The sequence below is a fragment of the Microbacterium sp. BDGP8 genome, from assembly GCF_029991045.1.
In the GTDB taxonomy this organism is placed as follows: Bacteria; Actinomycetota; Actinomycetes; order Actinomycetales; family Microbacteriaceae; genus Microbacterium; species Microbacterium plantarum.
Genome location: NZ_CP120712.1, coordinates 351,401 through 364,901, shown reverse-complemented (window position 1 = coordinate 364,901; position 13,501 = coordinate 351,401). Strand labels below are relative to the sequence as shown.

The following is a 13,501-nucleotide window of genomic DNA, read 5'->3' as shown; positions in this document are numbered from 1 at the left end:
CTAAGCGGTCGCGGGTCGCGCCTGCCCCGAGGGGCGACGGTGCGGAGCGCGCTCGGCGGCGGTCTCGGCATCCGTCTCGGCGACGGTGGATGCCGCCAGGCCGGCCTCTTCGCGACGCTTGGGGACGTCGATCGGGGGCAGGCTCGAAACCGGACGGTCCTGGCTCGAGAGCCACTGCGGGCGCGGCGGGAGCTTCTTGATGTCCTTGAAGATCTCGGCGAGCTGCAGGTGGTCGAGGGTTTCCTCCTCGAGCAGCGCGAGCGCCAGCTTGTCGAGGATGTCGCGGTTGGCGTTGATGACCTCGTACGCCTCGTTGTGCGCCTGCTCGATCAGCAGCCGCACCTCGGCGTCGACGCGCTCGGCGATGCGCTCGGAGAAGTCACGGCCGTGCCCCATGTCGCGACCCATGAACACCTCGCCCGACGACGACCCGAGCTTCACGGGGCCGACCTCCGTCGTCATCCCGTACTCGGTGACCATCTTGCGGGCGATACCGGTCGCCTTCTCGATGTCGTTGGAGGCACCGGTCGTCGGGTCGTGGAACACGACCTCTTCGGCGACGCGTCCGCCCATCGCGTAGGTGAGCTGGTCCTGGAGCTCGTTGCGGGTGACGGAGTACTTGTCCTCGAGCGGCAGCACCATCGTGTAGCCGAGCGCCTTGCCGCGCGGGAGGATCGTGACCTTCGTGACCGGGTCGGAGTGGTTCATCGCCGCGGCGGCGAGGGCGTGGCCGCCCTCGTGGTACGCCGTGATGAGCTTCTCCTTGTCCTTCATGACGCGCGTGCGGCGCTGGGGACCGGCGATGACGCGGTCGATCGCCTCGTCGAGTGCGCGCATGTCGATCAGCTGCGCGTTCGAGCGCGCGGTCAGCAGCGCGGCCTCGTTCAGCACGTTCGCGAGGTCGGCGCCGGTGAAGCCAGGGGTCTTGCGAGCGATGACGGCCAGGTCGACCGAGGGCGAGAGCGGCTTGCCGCGTCCGTGCACCTCGAGGATCTTCTGGCGGCCCTTGAGGTCGGGCGCGTCGACACCGATCTGGCGGTCGAAGCGGCCCGGACGCAGCAGCGCCGGGTCGAGGATGTCGGGACGGTTCGTCGCGGCGATGACGAGCACCGAGACCTTCGGGTCGAACCCGTCCATCTCGACGAGCATCTGGTTCAGCGTCTGCTCGCGCTCGTCGTGACCGCCGCCCATGCCGGCGCCGCGGTGGCGGCCGACGGCGTCGATCTCGTCGATGAAGATGATGGCGGGCGAGTTCTCCTTCGCCTCCTTGAAGAGGTCGCGCACCCGGCTCGCGCCGACACCGACGAACATCTCGACGAAGTCCGAGCCCGAGATCGAGTAGAACGGCACACCGGCCTCGCCCGCGACGGCGCGCGCAAGGAGCGTCTTACCGGTGCCGGGAGGGCCGTACAGCAGAACGCCCTTCGGGATGCGGGCGCCGACGGCCTGGAACTTCGTCGGATCCTTCAGGAAGTCCTTGATCTCCTGCATCTCCTCGATGGCCTCGTCGGAGCCGGCCACGTCGCCGAAGGTGACCGTCGGGGTCTCCTTCGTGACGAGCTTGGCCTTCGACTTGCCGAACTGCATGACGCGGCTGCCGCCGCCCTGCGCGCTCGACATGAGGAACCAGAAGAGCAGGCCCAGCAGCACCAGCGGCAGCATGAGCGAGAGGAAGCCGTCGAACCACGTGGCCCGCGGCACGACGTCGTTGTACCCGTCCGCCGGGTTCGCCGCGTCGACGGCCGCGACGACCTCGTCGGCACGTGCGGAGGTGTAGTAGAACTGCACCTGCTTCGAGCCCTCGAAGTCGTCGGAGAGCGTCAGATCGACGCGCTGATCGCCGTCCGTGGTCTGCACCTTCGTGACGGTGTCGCCCTTGAGCAGCTCGAATCCCTGCTGGGTCGTGATCTGCTTCGCGCCGGTGAGGCTGGAGATCAGCATGAAGCCGATCAGCAGCAGCGCGCCGATGAGCAACACGTACATCAGCGGGTTGCGCGTGACTTTCTTGACGTCCATGGTGCGATCAGGCTACCCCGCGCCGACTATGCGGGCTCTGTGCGTTCGTTTTGGGCGTACCGGGAGCCGGCACGCGAAGCCCGTTCAGCTGTAGACGTGGGGCGCGAGGATCGCGACATCCCGCAGGTTGCGGTACTTCTCCGCATAGTCGAGGCCGTAGCCCACGACGAAGTCGTTCGGGATGTCGAAGCCGACGTACCGGCAGTCGATCTCGACCTTCGCGGCCTCGGGCTTGCGCAGCAGCGCGAGCACTTCGAGCGACTCGGCACCGCGCGACTGGAAGTTCTCGAGCAGCCAGCTGAGGGTCAGGCCCGAGTCGATGATGTCCTCGACGATGAGGACGTGCTTGCCGTGCAGATCGGCGTCGAGGTCCTTCCGGATCTGGACGACACCGCTCGACTTCGTGCTCGCGCCGTAGGATGACACCGCCATCCAGTCCATCGTGATGTCGCGCTTGAGCGCGCGGGCGAAGTCGGCCATGACCATCACGGCACCCTTGAGCACGCCGACGAGGATGAGCTCCTTGCCCTCGTAGTCGGCCTCGACCCGGGCGGCGAGCTCGGCGAGCTTGGCCTGGATCTCCTCCTCCGTGACGAGGACGTCGGTGAGCTGGTCGGCGATCTCGGCAGCACGCATGCGACGAGTTTAGGCGCCGCTCCCGCCCGCCGAGAACTCGACGAGTCGGCCGACGCGGCGGGCGCGGCATCCGGGAAGGTCGATCGGCCCCTGGCCGGAGTAATCGGTGACGAGCCGGGCGACCTCGAGGGTCTGGGTGCGGGTCAGGCTCTCGTGGAACTCGCTCTGCACGACGTGGCGGATGATGCGGTGGCGCAGCGCCGGCGGGTTGGCGGCGAGCGCGGCGACCGAGATCGCGATGCCCGCCTCGGCCGGCTCGACGATGTCTTCGATCGTCTCGGCGATCATGTCGTCGAAGGCCTGCGCGTCCTCGCGCAGATGCTCGGCGGTGCGCGCGAGCGCCTCGGCCACGCCGGGGCCGAGCTCGGCCTCGAGAAGCGGAAGGACGCGGTCGCGGACCCTCACCCGGCTGAAGCGATCGTCACGGTTGTGCGGGTCGAGCCAGGGCTCGAGCCCAGCCGCCGCGCAGGCCGCGACGGTGGTCTCGCGCCGCACCGCCAGCAGTGGACGGAGCCAGCGCACCCCGGAATCGTCGTCGGTGCGGTCGGGCGCCATGCCCGCGAGGCTCGTGGCGCCGGAACCTCGAGCGAGCCCGAGCAGCACCGTCTCGGCCTGGTCGTCGAGCGTGTGACCGAGCAGGACCGCGGCGGCGTTCGCGTCGCGCGCGGCATCCCGCAGCACCCCGTAACGCGCGTCGCGGGCCGCAGCCTCGGGGCCGCCCGCGGTGCCGACCTCGACGCGCACCACCAGCGGGTCGAGGCCGAGGCCTGCCGCGGCCCGCGCGGCAGTGAGCGCGACCTCGTCGGAACCGGGCTGCAGCCCGTGGTCGACCGTCACCGAAGCCGCGCGCAGGCCGAGCTTCGGAGCCTCGAAGGCCGTCGCGGCGGCGAGGGCCAGCGAGTCGGGCCCGCCCGAGAGCGCGACGATCACGGTGCTGCCGGCAGGCAGCGCCGACAGCGATGCGCGCACGGCGCGACGGACCTCGGCGATGGCGGGGCTGAGCGACGGCACGCCCCTACGGTAGCCGTGCTCGTGCCGTCGCCAGGCTGGAGCGGCGCAGCGCGGCCCCGTCGCGGGCGCGAAACCCGGGCTGAGCCTTGTATAGGGCGCGGCGGGCGGCGCAAGTAGGCTGGACGGCGGCATCCCACCGTCTTATCGAAGGAGCACACGTATGGGCGCGTACGACGCCGTCATCGAAATCCCCCGCGGCAGCCGCGTGAAGTACGAGGTCGACCACGGCACCGGCCGGGTCTTCCTCGACCGCGTGCTGTTCACGCCGATGGGATACCCCAGCAACTACGGCTTCTTCGAGAACACTCTCGGCGAGGACGGCGACCCGCTCGACGTGCTCGTGCTGCTCGACCGCGACATCTACCCCGGCGTGCTGGCGAAGGTCCGCCCCGTCGCCGTGCTGAAGATGAGCGACGAGGCCGGTGGCGACGACAAGGTCGTGGCCGTGCTCGCGAAGGACCCGCGCTGGGCGCACATCCAGGATGTCGGCGACATCGACGACTGGACCAAGAACGAGATCGGCCACTTCTTCGAGCACTACAAGGACCTCGAGCCCAACAAGTGGGTCAAGGTCGACGAGTGGGCCGGCGCCGCTGAGGCCGAGCGTCTCGTCTCCGAGGCGTTCGAGCGCTTCGAGGAGCACGAGGGCCAGACGAAGACGCAGGGTGAGGGCGAAGCGCCCAACTCGCTCTGACGCTCAGACGAACGCGAGGAGGGGCGGATGCTGCGGCATCCGCCCCTCCTTCGTCGTTCCGGGCTCGCGAGCGCTGAGGCTCAGACCGAGATGCCCCGATCGCGCAGGAACGGCGCGGGGTCGATGCGCTCGCCGTTGCGGTAGATCTCGAAGTGCAGGTGGCAGCCCTGCGAAATGCCGGTATTACCGGCATAGGCGATGACCTGTCCGGCCGAGACGCGCTGCCCGTATCCGACGTTGAAGCCGCCGTTCTGGATGTGCGCGTAGCCCGAGATGATGCCGCCGCCGTGGTCGACCTTGATGTAGTTGCCCCAGCTGTTCGTGTACGCCGCGAAGACGACGGTGCCGGATGCCGCGGCATAGATCGGGGCGCTGCATCCGCCGGCGAAGTCGATGCCGCGGTGCCCGCTGGTGCACACACCGCCAGAGCAGATGGTGCCGCGATTGCCATACCAGGAGCTGATGTAGCCGGGACCGGGGCGCACCCAGCCGGAGGGCTGGACCTGTCCGGCGCCGCCACCACCGCCGCCACCGCCGCCGCCGCCGCCGCCACTGTTGCCGCCGCCACCGCCACCGCCGCCACCGCTGTTGCCTGCGGCGGCTGCCGCTGCTGCGGCCTCCTGGCGACGACGCTCTTCCTCGGCGGCACGACGGGCTGCCTCTTCTCGCTCGCGGCGACGACGCTCCTCGTCGCGACGGCGCTGCTCTTCGACTCCGGCCTGGTAACCGGCGACCGTCGTCGCCGTCTCGTCCTTGAGCGCCGCGAGCTGCGCCTCGAGGGTCGCCATGTTCGCGGTCTGTTCTTCGAGGGCCGCCTGAGCCGCCGTCGCAGCTTCCTGCGCGGCGATCATCTTCTGCTCGGCTTCGACCTTGAGGCGGTCGCGCTCGTCGCGAGCGACGCCGGCCTGGTCACTGAGGCTCTGTGCGGTCTCGCGGGCGGCGACGGCATCCGTGTACACGCCTCGGTTCGCCTGCAGCAGCTTGTCCATGGTGCCGAGGCGGGCGAGCAGATCGTCGGCGCTGGCCGCGGAGTCGGAGAAGAAGAGCTTGAGGCTCGTGTCGTCGCCGCCGTTTCGGTAGAGCTGGGCGGCCAGCTTGCCGGCGCGGCGCGCGGCCTCGAGGGCGGCGGCAGACTGCGCATCCGCCTGCTCCTGAAGCGAGGTGGCGCGGGCACTGGCGTCTTCGAACGCGGCTTGGGCCTGCGCGTACTCCTCGCCCAGGCGCGCGGCCTCGGCCTGCTTGTACGCGACATCTGCGGCGAGGTCGGAGATCAGCTTCTCGATCCGCGAGATCTCGGCGGCCTTCGCCGCCTCGTTGCCCTTGGCGCGCTGCACGTCATCCCACGACGGATAGCCCTCGATACCGAAGGCCGACGGGATGCCGGGGGCGAGAAATGCCGTCGCTGCGACGAAGCCGACGGCGCCGAGGCCGAGGGCGCCACGGCGCGAGATCAGCTGGGAGAGCTTCTTGCTCTCTGCGGGCGTCGGGGCGCAGCCGCAGTCTTCGGGGGAGTCGAGGCTCTCGTATCGCACGCGGGTGATCCTCCATATCGCGTGAGCAACTTCGTTCACAGTAGCAACACACGTCACAACACCGGAAGCGTCGACGACGACGTCCGGAGCGTGCGAACCCGGCCATTGTGACCCGGAGACACGCCCGGGCGGCGGACGCCACGCCCCCGATTCGCACATCCGCGTCGGATCGCATATGCTTGTCCCTCGGTAAGCGTGAACGTTTGACTCCCGGGTCTGGGTTCGCTCGGCCCCATCGTTTAGCGGCCTAGGACGCCGCCCTTTCACGGCGGTAGCACGGGTTCGAATCCCGTTGGGGTCACTCCCACAACTTAATAAGCATGGCCCTGTAGCGCAGTTGGTTAGCGTGCCGCCCTGTCACGGCGGAGGTCGCGGGTTCAAGTCCCGTCAGGGTCGCTCTAAAGCGACGGGCCCTTTGGTTTCCAGAGGGCCTTTCGTCTAGGACATGGCATCTCTGACGCCATGCGGCTCTGTAGCTCAGTTGGTAGAGCGCACGACTGAAAATCGTGAGGTCACGGGATCGACGCCCGTCGGAGCCACACGGACCGTCATTACAACGGTCCCAGAAACCCTCGCCTAGCTTCTACATGGCGGGGGTTTTGCTCTGCCCTGGTGCCGCGCGTCGCGCCGGCCGGGCCGGCGAGCACCGACGGCCGCTATCGTCTTGGCATGATGGCGTCGCTCCAGCCGCAGAGCCCCCGCACACAGCGCCTGCGCCGGTGGGCGGTGGCGCTGGCCGCATTCAGTGCCGCCGCGTTCATTGCGTCGATCGTCTTCGCGGGCCTGCTTCCGGATGCCCCGGCACTGGTTTACCCGGCACTGCACTTCGTCGGGCTCGCGACCGCACTCGCCGGATACATCCTGTGGCAGCGGTCGGACCCCGCGTACGACTACCGGCAGGAGCCGACAGCCGACGAGTGACGTCGCCGGACGGCGCGCCAGCGCAGGCGTCACGACGCCCCCCGCACGCCACCGGCACGACAACCGCCACCGGCTAGGCCACCGGGTCCAGCAGCGTCGGGTCGGCGGGATCGACCGTGCGCGAGTTGCTGACCTTGCTGTCCACGACGTGCTCGCGGATCGTCGAGGCGACCTGGCCGGACGTGTGCTCCAGCATCGCGAGCGTCTCCGCCTTGCGGTCACCGGTGAGCTTCTCTGGGCTCAGCCAGGCATCCCAGGTATCCGGTGTCAGAAAGGCCGGCATCCGGTCGTGCACCTGTCCGCTCGCATCCCGCGCCTCGCGGGTGATGACGACGAAGCAACGCGTCTTCTCGCCGGTCGGCAGTTCCATCGACCAGGTGAGCCCGGCAGCCGAGAGCAAGCGGTCGCCGTGGAGGAAGTGCGGGGTCTTCGGGGTCTTCTCACCGGTCCACTCGAAGTAGCCCCGCATCGGAACAATGCATCGAGCCGCGCTGAATGCCGGCGCCCAGAATCCCTGGGCCAGCTTCTCCATCCGCGCGTTGATGATCGGACCGCCCCGCGGGCGATTCGCCGGCTTCTGCCAGTCCCAGCGCACGAGCTCCAGGACCCGCCCTTCGCCCCGGTCGCGGACGATTGGCGCATCCTCGGTCGGCGCGATCGAGTACGCACCGGCCCACGACTTCACCCAGTCCTCGGGGTCGCCGCCCTCGGCGACGTACTCCCGGATCAGCTCGTCCGTCTTGGCGTCGTTCGCGAATCGACCGCACATGTCAGCGACCCTACGGCCCGGGGCGGACGGCGTCGAGCAGATACCTCTGCACCTTGGCCGAGGTACGGAGGCCCGACAGGCTCAGGCCGGCTCGGTGACGCGGACGAGTCCGCAGTTCAGACACGACCACGCCACGAGGAACGCCTCGTCGTCGAGGATCTCGAAGCGCAGCGGCTCGCCGCAGGTCGGGCAGACCCACGGTGCCGGCTGCACGCTCACGCGCCATCCCGATCGGTCACCCGCCGAGCCTAAACGCCGCATCGCACCGTCGGGCGAGAGCGACGGCATCGTGCGGCGCCCTCCCCCGGGCGTCGTTGTCGAAGTACACCCACACGTCACGCGGACGGCCATCGGATGCCGCCGAGCCGTCGGCCCATCCGCGGATGCGGTCCGCCCACTCGTCGAGCTCGGCGTCGGTGTACCCGCTGGCGTACAGGTCGGTCGCACCGTGCAGCCGGACGTACACGTGCCCCGCGGTCGTGACCTCTTCGAACCGGGGAAAGCGCCCGGCGGTGTCGGCCACCACGAGAGCGATGTCGTGCGCACGCAGCAGCGCGAGCGCGGCGTCCGAACCGAACCCGGCCGACCGAGGCTCGAGGGCGTGACGGATCGGACGGTCCTCCTCGATCTCGAGCCACGCCCGTCCGTCGAGGCGTTCGTCGTGCCGCTCGGCGAGCGCGAGGGCCTCGCCCGTCGTCCGCGGCAGGAGGGCGAGGAACTCCTCGAGCACATCGGCGTCGAACTCCTCGCGTTCGGGGAGCTGCCAGAGCACAGGTCCGAGCTGCCGTCCGAGCGCGAGCACCCCTGAGGCGAAGAAGTTCGCCAGCGCCGTCTCGACTCCGCGCAGCCGCAGCATGTGCGTGACGTAGCGCGAGCCTTTGACGGCGAAGACGAACGACTCAGGCACCTCGCTCCGCCACCGCTGATAGCTCGACGGGCGCTGCAGCGAATAGAACGACCCGTTCAGCTCGGCCGTCGACATCCGCTCCCCGACATATTCGAGCTCGCGTCGCTGAGCGAGTCCCGTGGGATAGAAGTCGCCCCGCCACCCGGCGTACCGCCACCCCGAGATGCCGACGCGCACCCGGCCGGCGTCGGCTCCTGCAGGTGGCGCGTTCATGATTTCGCAGTCTCCGCCCGCGAACCGAGGCAGGAAAAGGGGGTTGCCCTCGCCCGAGCATCCCAGAACACCGGCGAGTACCCGCATAGCCGAGCGCCCTAGGATTCGACGGACGCACCGGGCACCACAGGGGGAGTAACGATGGGCGCAACGCGACGTTCGAACGCGGGAGGACGGCGCAAGCGCCGGGCGATCGGCATCGGGGCAGCCCTCACCGGGGTTCTGCTCGTTGCAGCGGTCGGGGGCTGGTTCGCCGTCGACGCGATGCAGCGCGCGAGCACGACGCCCGACCCGGCGGCATCCGAGCCCACCCCCGCCCCCACGACCGACGCCGCGACCCCGACGCCCGAACCGCTGTCGCCGGCGGAGCAGCTCATCGCCGATGCGGACGATCCGAACGCGTGCGCCGTGTCGTTCACGGGCGATGCGATCGACATCGCCCCGGTCCTCGAGACGCAGGGGAAGCCCTACGCCTCCCTGCCGCTCCCCTCGCGGGAGGGCATGGTGTTCGCCGGCTGGTACGACACCGCCGAGCATGCCGCGGCTCTGTCGATTCCCGGCCGCCTGAACGGCGCGGATGCCGTCGTCTGCGACGCCCAGCAGCGCACCGTGCACGCCGCATGGATGAGCACCGCCGATAACGACGGCGCGGAGACGCGCGTCCCGATCCTGATGTACCACCAGTTCACGACGAAGCCGGAAGGCGAATCGGGCTGGCTCCGCGGCAACTACGCCTACATCGGCGACTGGGAAGCTCACCTGAAGTACATCTCCGACCAGCAGTTCTACCTGCCGACGTGGCCGGAGCTGAGCGCCTTCATCGACGGCCGGCTCTTCCTGCCCGACCACTCGGTCATCATCACCGACGACGCCGACCCGACGTGGCTCGAGCTCGCCGTGCCGCTCGTCGAGAGATACCGCGTGATGACGACATCCTTCGTGATCACCTCCAACGGGCCCGGGCCCGAACTCACCCCCTACGTGCTCAAGCGCTCGCACACCCACGACATGCACTCCGCGGGAGCCGACGGGCAGGGGCGCATCGTCAACTGGACGCACGACGAGATCGTCGCCGACCTCGAGACCTCGGCGAGCGTGCTCGGCGGCGCGAAAGAGGTGATCGCGTACCCGTTCGGCCACCACAACGACGCGGCCAAGCAGGCGGTCGCCGACGCGGGCTTCGAGATGGCGCGCACCATCGAGCCCGGCTACGTGTCGATTGGAACCGACAAGCTGGCGCTGCCGGTGGTCCGCGTCAACTACGGGATGACCGTGGATGACATCAAGAAGGCCATCGGGTGAATCTCAGGCGATATCCAAAGAGTCAACGGGTTGTACGCATATGAATCCTCAGTACTGTGTGAACTCCCCCGTCCGTTTCCACTTGCGAGCGATTCATGGATCTGACGATCGTCGTCCCGACCTTCAACGAAGGCCCGAACGTCGTGGAGCTGCTGCGGCGGATCGGTGACGCGGTCGACGACCGGATGATCGAGGTCGTCTTCGTCGACGACTCCACCGACGACACCCCCGCCATCATCGAGCGGGCGGCGAAGACGGCCGACTTCCCGGTGCGACTGATCCACCGCGACGAGCCGGTGGCGGGACTCGGCGGGGCCGTGGTCGACGGCATCCGGGCCGCGAACTCGTCGTGGTGTCTCGTGATGGACGGCGACCTGCAGCATCCTCCTGAGGACATCCCGCGGCTGCTGGCGCGAGCCGACCGCGGCGACGTCGATGTCGTCGTCGCCTCGCGCTACATCGCCGGCGGCGACTCGAAGGGCCTCGCCGACGCCACGCGAACGACCGTCTCGCGCGCGTCGACACTGCTGACCAAGGCGATGTTCCCCCGCAAGCTCGGTGAGTGCAGCGACCCGATGACCGGGTTCTTCCTGGTTGACCGCGACACGATCGACATCGACGCTCTGCGTCCGCGCGGCTTCAAGATCCTGCTCGAGATCCTCGCTCGCCGGCACATGCGCGTCGCCGAGGTGCCGTTCGCCTTCGCGCCCCGCTACGCCGGATCGTCGAAGGCGACCTTCACGCAGGGCATCCGGTTCCTCACGCAGCTGCTGATGCTCCGCTTCGGGCGGATGTCGGCGTTCGCGCTCGTCGGCGGCGTCGGCGCCATCGCGAACCTGGTGATCATGTGGGGCCTCATCCGGCTCGGCATGGACTATCTGCCGGCATCCATCATCGCGAGCGAGATCACGATCATCGGCAACTTCCTGTTGCTGGAATACCTCGTCTTCAGCGATATGCGCTCGGAATCGGGCAGCATGACGCAGCGGTTCGTGAAATCGTTCACCTTCAACAACGCCGAGGCGATCATCCGGATCCCGGTGCTGTGGGTGCTCGTCGAGAACGCACACATCCCGAGCGTCATCGCCGCGGGACTGACCCTCATCGCCGCGTTCGTCGTGCGCTTCGTGTTCCACGCGCTCGTCGTCTACGCACCCAAGAAGCAGCGCGTCGCCCCGGTGCTCGAGGCCGCCCCCGAGCGCGCCCGGGCCGCCGAGTACTGAGCGGACGTACCCTGGAAGCATGACCGCTTCCACCGACACGATCACGATGTTCGGCGCCGACTGGTGCCGCGACTGCCGCCGCACGAAGGCTCAGCTCGAGGAGCTCGGCGTCGACTACACCTACATCGACCTCGAGGCGGAGCCCGCCGCGGCCGACGTCGCGCGCGAGATCTCGGGCCGCACCCAGATCCCCGTGGTGGTCTACCCCGACGCGACCCACCACGTCGAGCCGAGCAACGACGACGTGGCAGCCAAGCTGCGCGAGCTCTCGCTCATCTGACCTGCGCGCGTTCCGTACGCTGTGCGCGTGCGCGGATGCAAGACATCCGGTCCGACACCCCGTGACGGATGCCGTCCGGCCGGGGTGTCGGGCCGAATCCCTTGCATCGCGACGCGCAGGCCCCGGCCAGGGACCGGACCGTCATACAGGCGGGCACTGGTAGGCTGGGGGTTCTTGTGGCGCGCTCGCGCCGCACGCGTCGTAGAACGCCTTCCGCCCACCGGGTCACGACCGGCATCCCGCGGACTCTTTCGTACGGCGACCCCGCATGCGCACCCGCATCCGGGCCACCGATCAGGGCGCCGACGTGCGCCCGGAGACACACTCCCTCATGACTGACACCACTTTCCGCACGCTCGGCGTGCCCGCTCCCCTCGTCGAAGCGCTCGCGAAGGACGGCAAGACCACCGCCTTCCCGATCCAGGTCGACACCCTGCCCGACACGCTCGCCGGACGCGACGTGCTCGGCCGCGGCAAGACCGGCTCGGGCAAGACTCTCGCCTTCTCGATCCCGATGGCCGCGCGCCTCGGCGGCGAGCTCGCCGGCGGCAGCCGCCGCGCTGCCCGCATCCTGGGCCTCGTCCTCGCCCCGACCCGCGAGCTCGCGACGCAGATCAACGCGACCCTCGAGCCGCTCGCGGCGGCCTACGGCATGAAGACGACCACCATCTTCGGCGGCGTCAACCAGAACCGTCAGGTGCAGGCGCTCAACGCCGGCGTCGACATCGTCGTCGCCTGCCCGGGCCGCCTCGAAGACCTGCTGCAGCAGCGCCACCTGACGCTCGACTCGGTCGAGATCACGGTCATCGACGAGGCCGACCACATGGCCGACCTCGGCTTCCTCCCCGCCGTCACGCGCATCCTCGACAAGACGCCGCGCGACGGACAGCGCATGCTGTTCAGCGCGACCCTCGACAACGGCGTGGACAAGCTCGTCAAGCGCTTCCTGCAGAACGAGGTCCTCCACTCGGTCGACGAGGCCCACTCCCCCGTCGCGGCGATGACGCACCACGTGTTCCACCTCGCGGGCGCGGAGGAGAAGAAGGATGTCGTCAAGGCGCTCGCCTCGGGCATGGGCCGCCGCATCCTGTTCACCCGCACCAAGCACGCCGCGAAGAAGCTCGCCAAGCAGCTGACTTCGCAGGGCATCCCCTCGGTCGACCTGCACGGCAACCTCTCCCAGCCGCAGCGCGACCGCAACCTCGCCGCGTTCTCGTCGGGCGCCGCGAAGGTGCTCGTCGCGACGGATGTCGCCGCGCGCGGTGTCCACGTCGACGACGTCGAGCTGGTCGTGCACGTCGACCCGCCCATGGAGCACAAGGCGTACCTGCACCGTTCGGGTCGCACCGCCCGCGCGGGCGCCGAGGGCGCCGTCGTCACCCTCGTGATGCCGGGCCAGGAGCGCGACGTCAAGGACCTGCTCCGCAAGGCCGCCATCGCGGTCACCCCGATCACGGTCACGGCCGAGTCGCCCGAGGTCGTCGCCCTCGTCGGAAAGGTCGCGCCCTACGTGACTCCGGCGCCGGTCGAGGTCGCACCCCGCGGCACGAGCCAGGGCGCCAACGCGCAGCGCAAGCGCGCCGCGCGCGACGCTCGCGAGGGCGGGTCGGCGAACGGCGGCGGCCGTTCCGGCGGTGGCAACGGCCGCGGCCGCGGCGGACGCGGTCAGAGCCAGGGCGCTGCCGGTGGTCGCGACGGCCAGGGCGCACGCTCGGGCGGTCAGCGCGACCAGCAGCAGAGCCGCGGCGGGCAGCAGTCCTCGCGCGGCGGTCAGACCAGCGACCGCGCGCCCCGCGAGACGCGCGACGCCGCTCCCGCGGGCAACCCGCGCCGCACCGGCCGTCGCGCCTCGTCGAACGGCGGTGCCGCCGGCGGCAAGCTCATGGTCGGTTCGGTCGTGCGCCAGAACAGCGCCGGCCGCCGCGGCGGTCGCTGACCCGCAGCATCCGGCTCACCCCGGCATCCGGCGCTGCCCCGCCCGCCGAGAACGCACGCTC

General features: G+C 69.7%; 13 protein-coding genes and 3 tRNA genes. 9 read left to right on the top strand and 7 right to left on the bottom strand.

Annotation, left to right across the window (positions count from 1 at the left end; all coding sequences use genetic code 11):
* From ftsH to tilS, 3 genes are all read right to left on the bottom strand, one after another.
* Positions 1 to 2,016, bottom strand: a complete 2,016-nt coding sequence (gene ftsH, locus P6897_RS01735; protein WP_282501913.1) for an ATP-dependent zinc metalloprotease FtsH — start codon at positions 2,014 to 2,016, stop codon at positions 1 to 3.
* 84 nt (positions 2,017 to 2,100) lie between these two features.
* Entirely contained in the window at positions 2,101 to 2,652 is a 552-nt protein-coding gene (gene hpt / locus P6897_RS01730) for a hypoxanthine phosphoribosyltransferase (RefSeq protein WP_023952935.1), read from the bottom strand.
* A gap of 9 nt (positions 2,653 to 2,661) precedes the next feature.
* Positions 2,662 to 3,663 (bottom strand): tRNA lysidine(34) synthetase TilS, encoded by a 1,002-nt coding sequence (tilS, locus tag P6897_RS01725; RefSeq protein ID WP_282501912.1) that lies wholly within the window; start codon positions 3,661 to 3,663, stop codon positions 2,662 to 2,664.
* Between the two features lie 160 nt (positions 3,664 to 3,823).
* Here tilS and P6897_RS01720 point away from each other — a divergent pair, with 160 nt between their 5' ends.
* Positions 3,824 to 4,357 (top strand): inorganic diphosphatase, encoded by a 534-nt coding sequence (locus tag P6897_RS01720; protein ID WP_120263697.1) that lies wholly within the window; start codon positions 3,824 to 3,826, stop codon positions 4,355 to 4,357.
* A gap of 80 nt (positions 4,358 to 4,437) precedes the next feature.
* Here P6897_RS01720 and P6897_RS01715 read toward each other — a convergent pair whose 3' ends face one another.
* Positions 4,438 to 5,889, bottom strand: a complete 1,452-nt coding sequence (locus P6897_RS01715) for a M23 family metallopeptidase (RefSeq protein WP_274178191.1) — start codon at positions 5,887 to 5,889, stop codon at positions 4,438 to 4,440.
* A gap of 228 nt (positions 5,890 to 6,117) precedes the next feature.
* On the opposite strand from P6897_RS01715, the gene P6897_RS01710 reads away from it, so the two are divergent.
* The 4 genes from P6897_RS01710 to P6897_RS01695 all read left to right on the top strand — a co-directional run bounded on the left by P6897_RS01710 (position 6,118) and on the right by P6897_RS01695 (position 6,810).
* Positions 6,118 to 6,190, top strand: a tRNA-Glu gene (locus P6897_RS01710).
* 21 nt (positions 6,191 to 6,211) lie between these two features.
* Positions 6,212 to 6,285, top strand: a tRNA-Asp gene (locus P6897_RS01705).
* A gap of 70 nt (positions 6,286 to 6,355) precedes the next feature.
* A tRNA-Phe gene (locus P6897_RS01700) sits at positions 6,356 to 6,428 on the top strand.
* A gap of 130 nt (positions 6,429 to 6,558) precedes the next feature.
* The gene (locus P6897_RS01695) at positions 6,559 to 6,810 is read left to right on the top strand and encodes a hypothetical protein (protein ID WP_282501911.1); all 252 of its coding nucleotides are present in this window, start codon (positions 6,559 to 6,561) and stop codon (positions 6,808 to 6,810) included.
* A 73-nt stretch (positions 6,811 to 6,883) separates the two neighbouring features.
* Here the strand turns inward: P6897_RS01695 and P6897_RS01690 are convergent, their stop codons facing one another.
* The 3 genes from P6897_RS01690 to P6897_RS01680 form a co-directional block, all read right to left on the bottom strand.
* The gene (locus P6897_RS01690; protein WP_282501910.1) at positions 6,884 to 7,579 is read right to left on the bottom strand and encodes an SOS response-associated peptidase; all 696 of its coding nucleotides are present in this window, start codon (positions 7,577 to 7,579) and stop codon (positions 6,884 to 6,886) included.
* Positions 7,580 to 7,660: 81 nt separating this feature from the next.
* On the bottom strand, positions 7,661 to 7,798 hold the full coding sequence (locus tag P6897_RS01685; protein ID WP_282501909.1) for a hypothetical protein: 138 nt from the start codon (positions 7,796 to 7,798) through the stop codon (positions 7,661 to 7,663).
* Positions 7,799 to 7,814: 16 nt separating this feature from the next.
* Entirely contained in the window at positions 7,815 to 8,699 is an 885-nt protein-coding gene (locus tag P6897_RS01680) for a DUF72 domain-containing protein (RefSeq protein ID WP_274178188.1), read from the bottom strand.
* A gap of 141 nt (positions 8,700 to 8,840) precedes the next feature.
* Between P6897_RS01680 and P6897_RS01675 the strand changes: the two genes are divergently transcribed.
* From P6897_RS01675 to P6897_RS01660, 4 genes are all read left to right on the top strand, one after another.
* Complete coding sequence (locus tag P6897_RS01675; RefSeq protein WP_282501908.1) at positions 8,841 to 10,001, top strand: polysaccharide deacetylase family protein; 1,161 nt, start codon at positions 8,841 to 8,843, stop codon at positions 9,999 to 10,001.
* Positions 10,002 to 10,096: 95 nt separating this feature from the next.
* On the top strand, positions 10,097 to 11,224 hold the full coding sequence (locus P6897_RS01670; protein ID WP_112615951.1) for a glycosyltransferase family 2 protein: 1,128 nt from the start codon (positions 10,097 to 10,099) through the stop codon (positions 11,222 to 11,224).
* 19 nt (positions 11,225 to 11,243) lie between these two features.
* The gene (locus P6897_RS01665; RefSeq protein WP_282501907.1) at positions 11,244 to 11,504 is read left to right on the top strand and encodes a glutaredoxin domain-containing protein; all 261 of its coding nucleotides are present in this window, start codon (positions 11,244 to 11,246) and stop codon (positions 11,502 to 11,504) included.
* Between the two features lie 331 nt (positions 11,505 to 11,835).
* Positions 11,836 to 13,440, top strand: a complete 1,605-nt coding sequence (locus tag P6897_RS01660) for a DEAD/DEAH box helicase (protein WP_282501906.1) — start codon at positions 11,836 to 11,838, stop codon at positions 13,438 to 13,440.
* Positions 13,441 to 13,501 lie beyond the last annotated feature (61 nt).

Bases quoted from the DNA above. Each gene is read 5' to 3' on its own strand.
- ftsH (WP_282501913.1), bottom strand. From the start codon at position 2,016: ATGGACGTCAAGAAAGTCACGCGCAACCCGCTGATGTACGTGTTGCTC.
- hpt (WP_023952935.1), bottom strand. From the start codon at position 2,652: ATGCGTGCTGCCGAGATCGCCGACCAGCTCACCGACGTCCTCGTCACG.
- P6897_RS01720 (WP_120263697.1), top strand. From the start codon at position 3,824: ATGGGCGCGTACGACGCCGTCATCGAAATCCCCCGCGGCAGCCGCGTG.
- P6897_RS01695 (WP_282501911.1), top strand. From the start codon at position 6,559: ATGATGGCGTCGCTCCAGCCGCAGAGCCCCCGCACACAGCGCCTGCGC.
- P6897_RS01690 (WP_282501910.1), bottom strand. From the start codon at position 7,579: ATGTGCGGTCGATTCGCGAACGACGCCAAGACGGACGAGCTGATCCGG.
- P6897_RS01680 (WP_274178188.1), bottom strand. From the start codon at position 8,699: ATGAACGCGCCACCTGCAGGAGCCGACGCCGGCCGGGTGCGCGTCGGC.
- P6897_RS01675 (WP_282501908.1), top strand. From the start codon at position 8,841: ATGGGCGCAACGCGACGTTCGAACGCGGGAGGACGGCGCAAGCGCCGG.
- P6897_RS01670 (WP_112615951.1), top strand. From the start codon at position 10,097: ATGGATCTGACGATCGTCGTCCCGACCTTCAACGAAGGCCCGAACGTC.
- P6897_RS01665 (WP_282501907.1), top strand. From the start codon at position 11,244: ATGACCGCTTCCACCGACACGATCACGATGTTCGGCGCCGACTGGTGC.
- P6897_RS01660 (WP_282501906.1), top strand. From the start codon at position 11,836: ATGACTGACACCACTTTCCGCACGCTCGGCGTGCCCGCTCCCCTCGTC.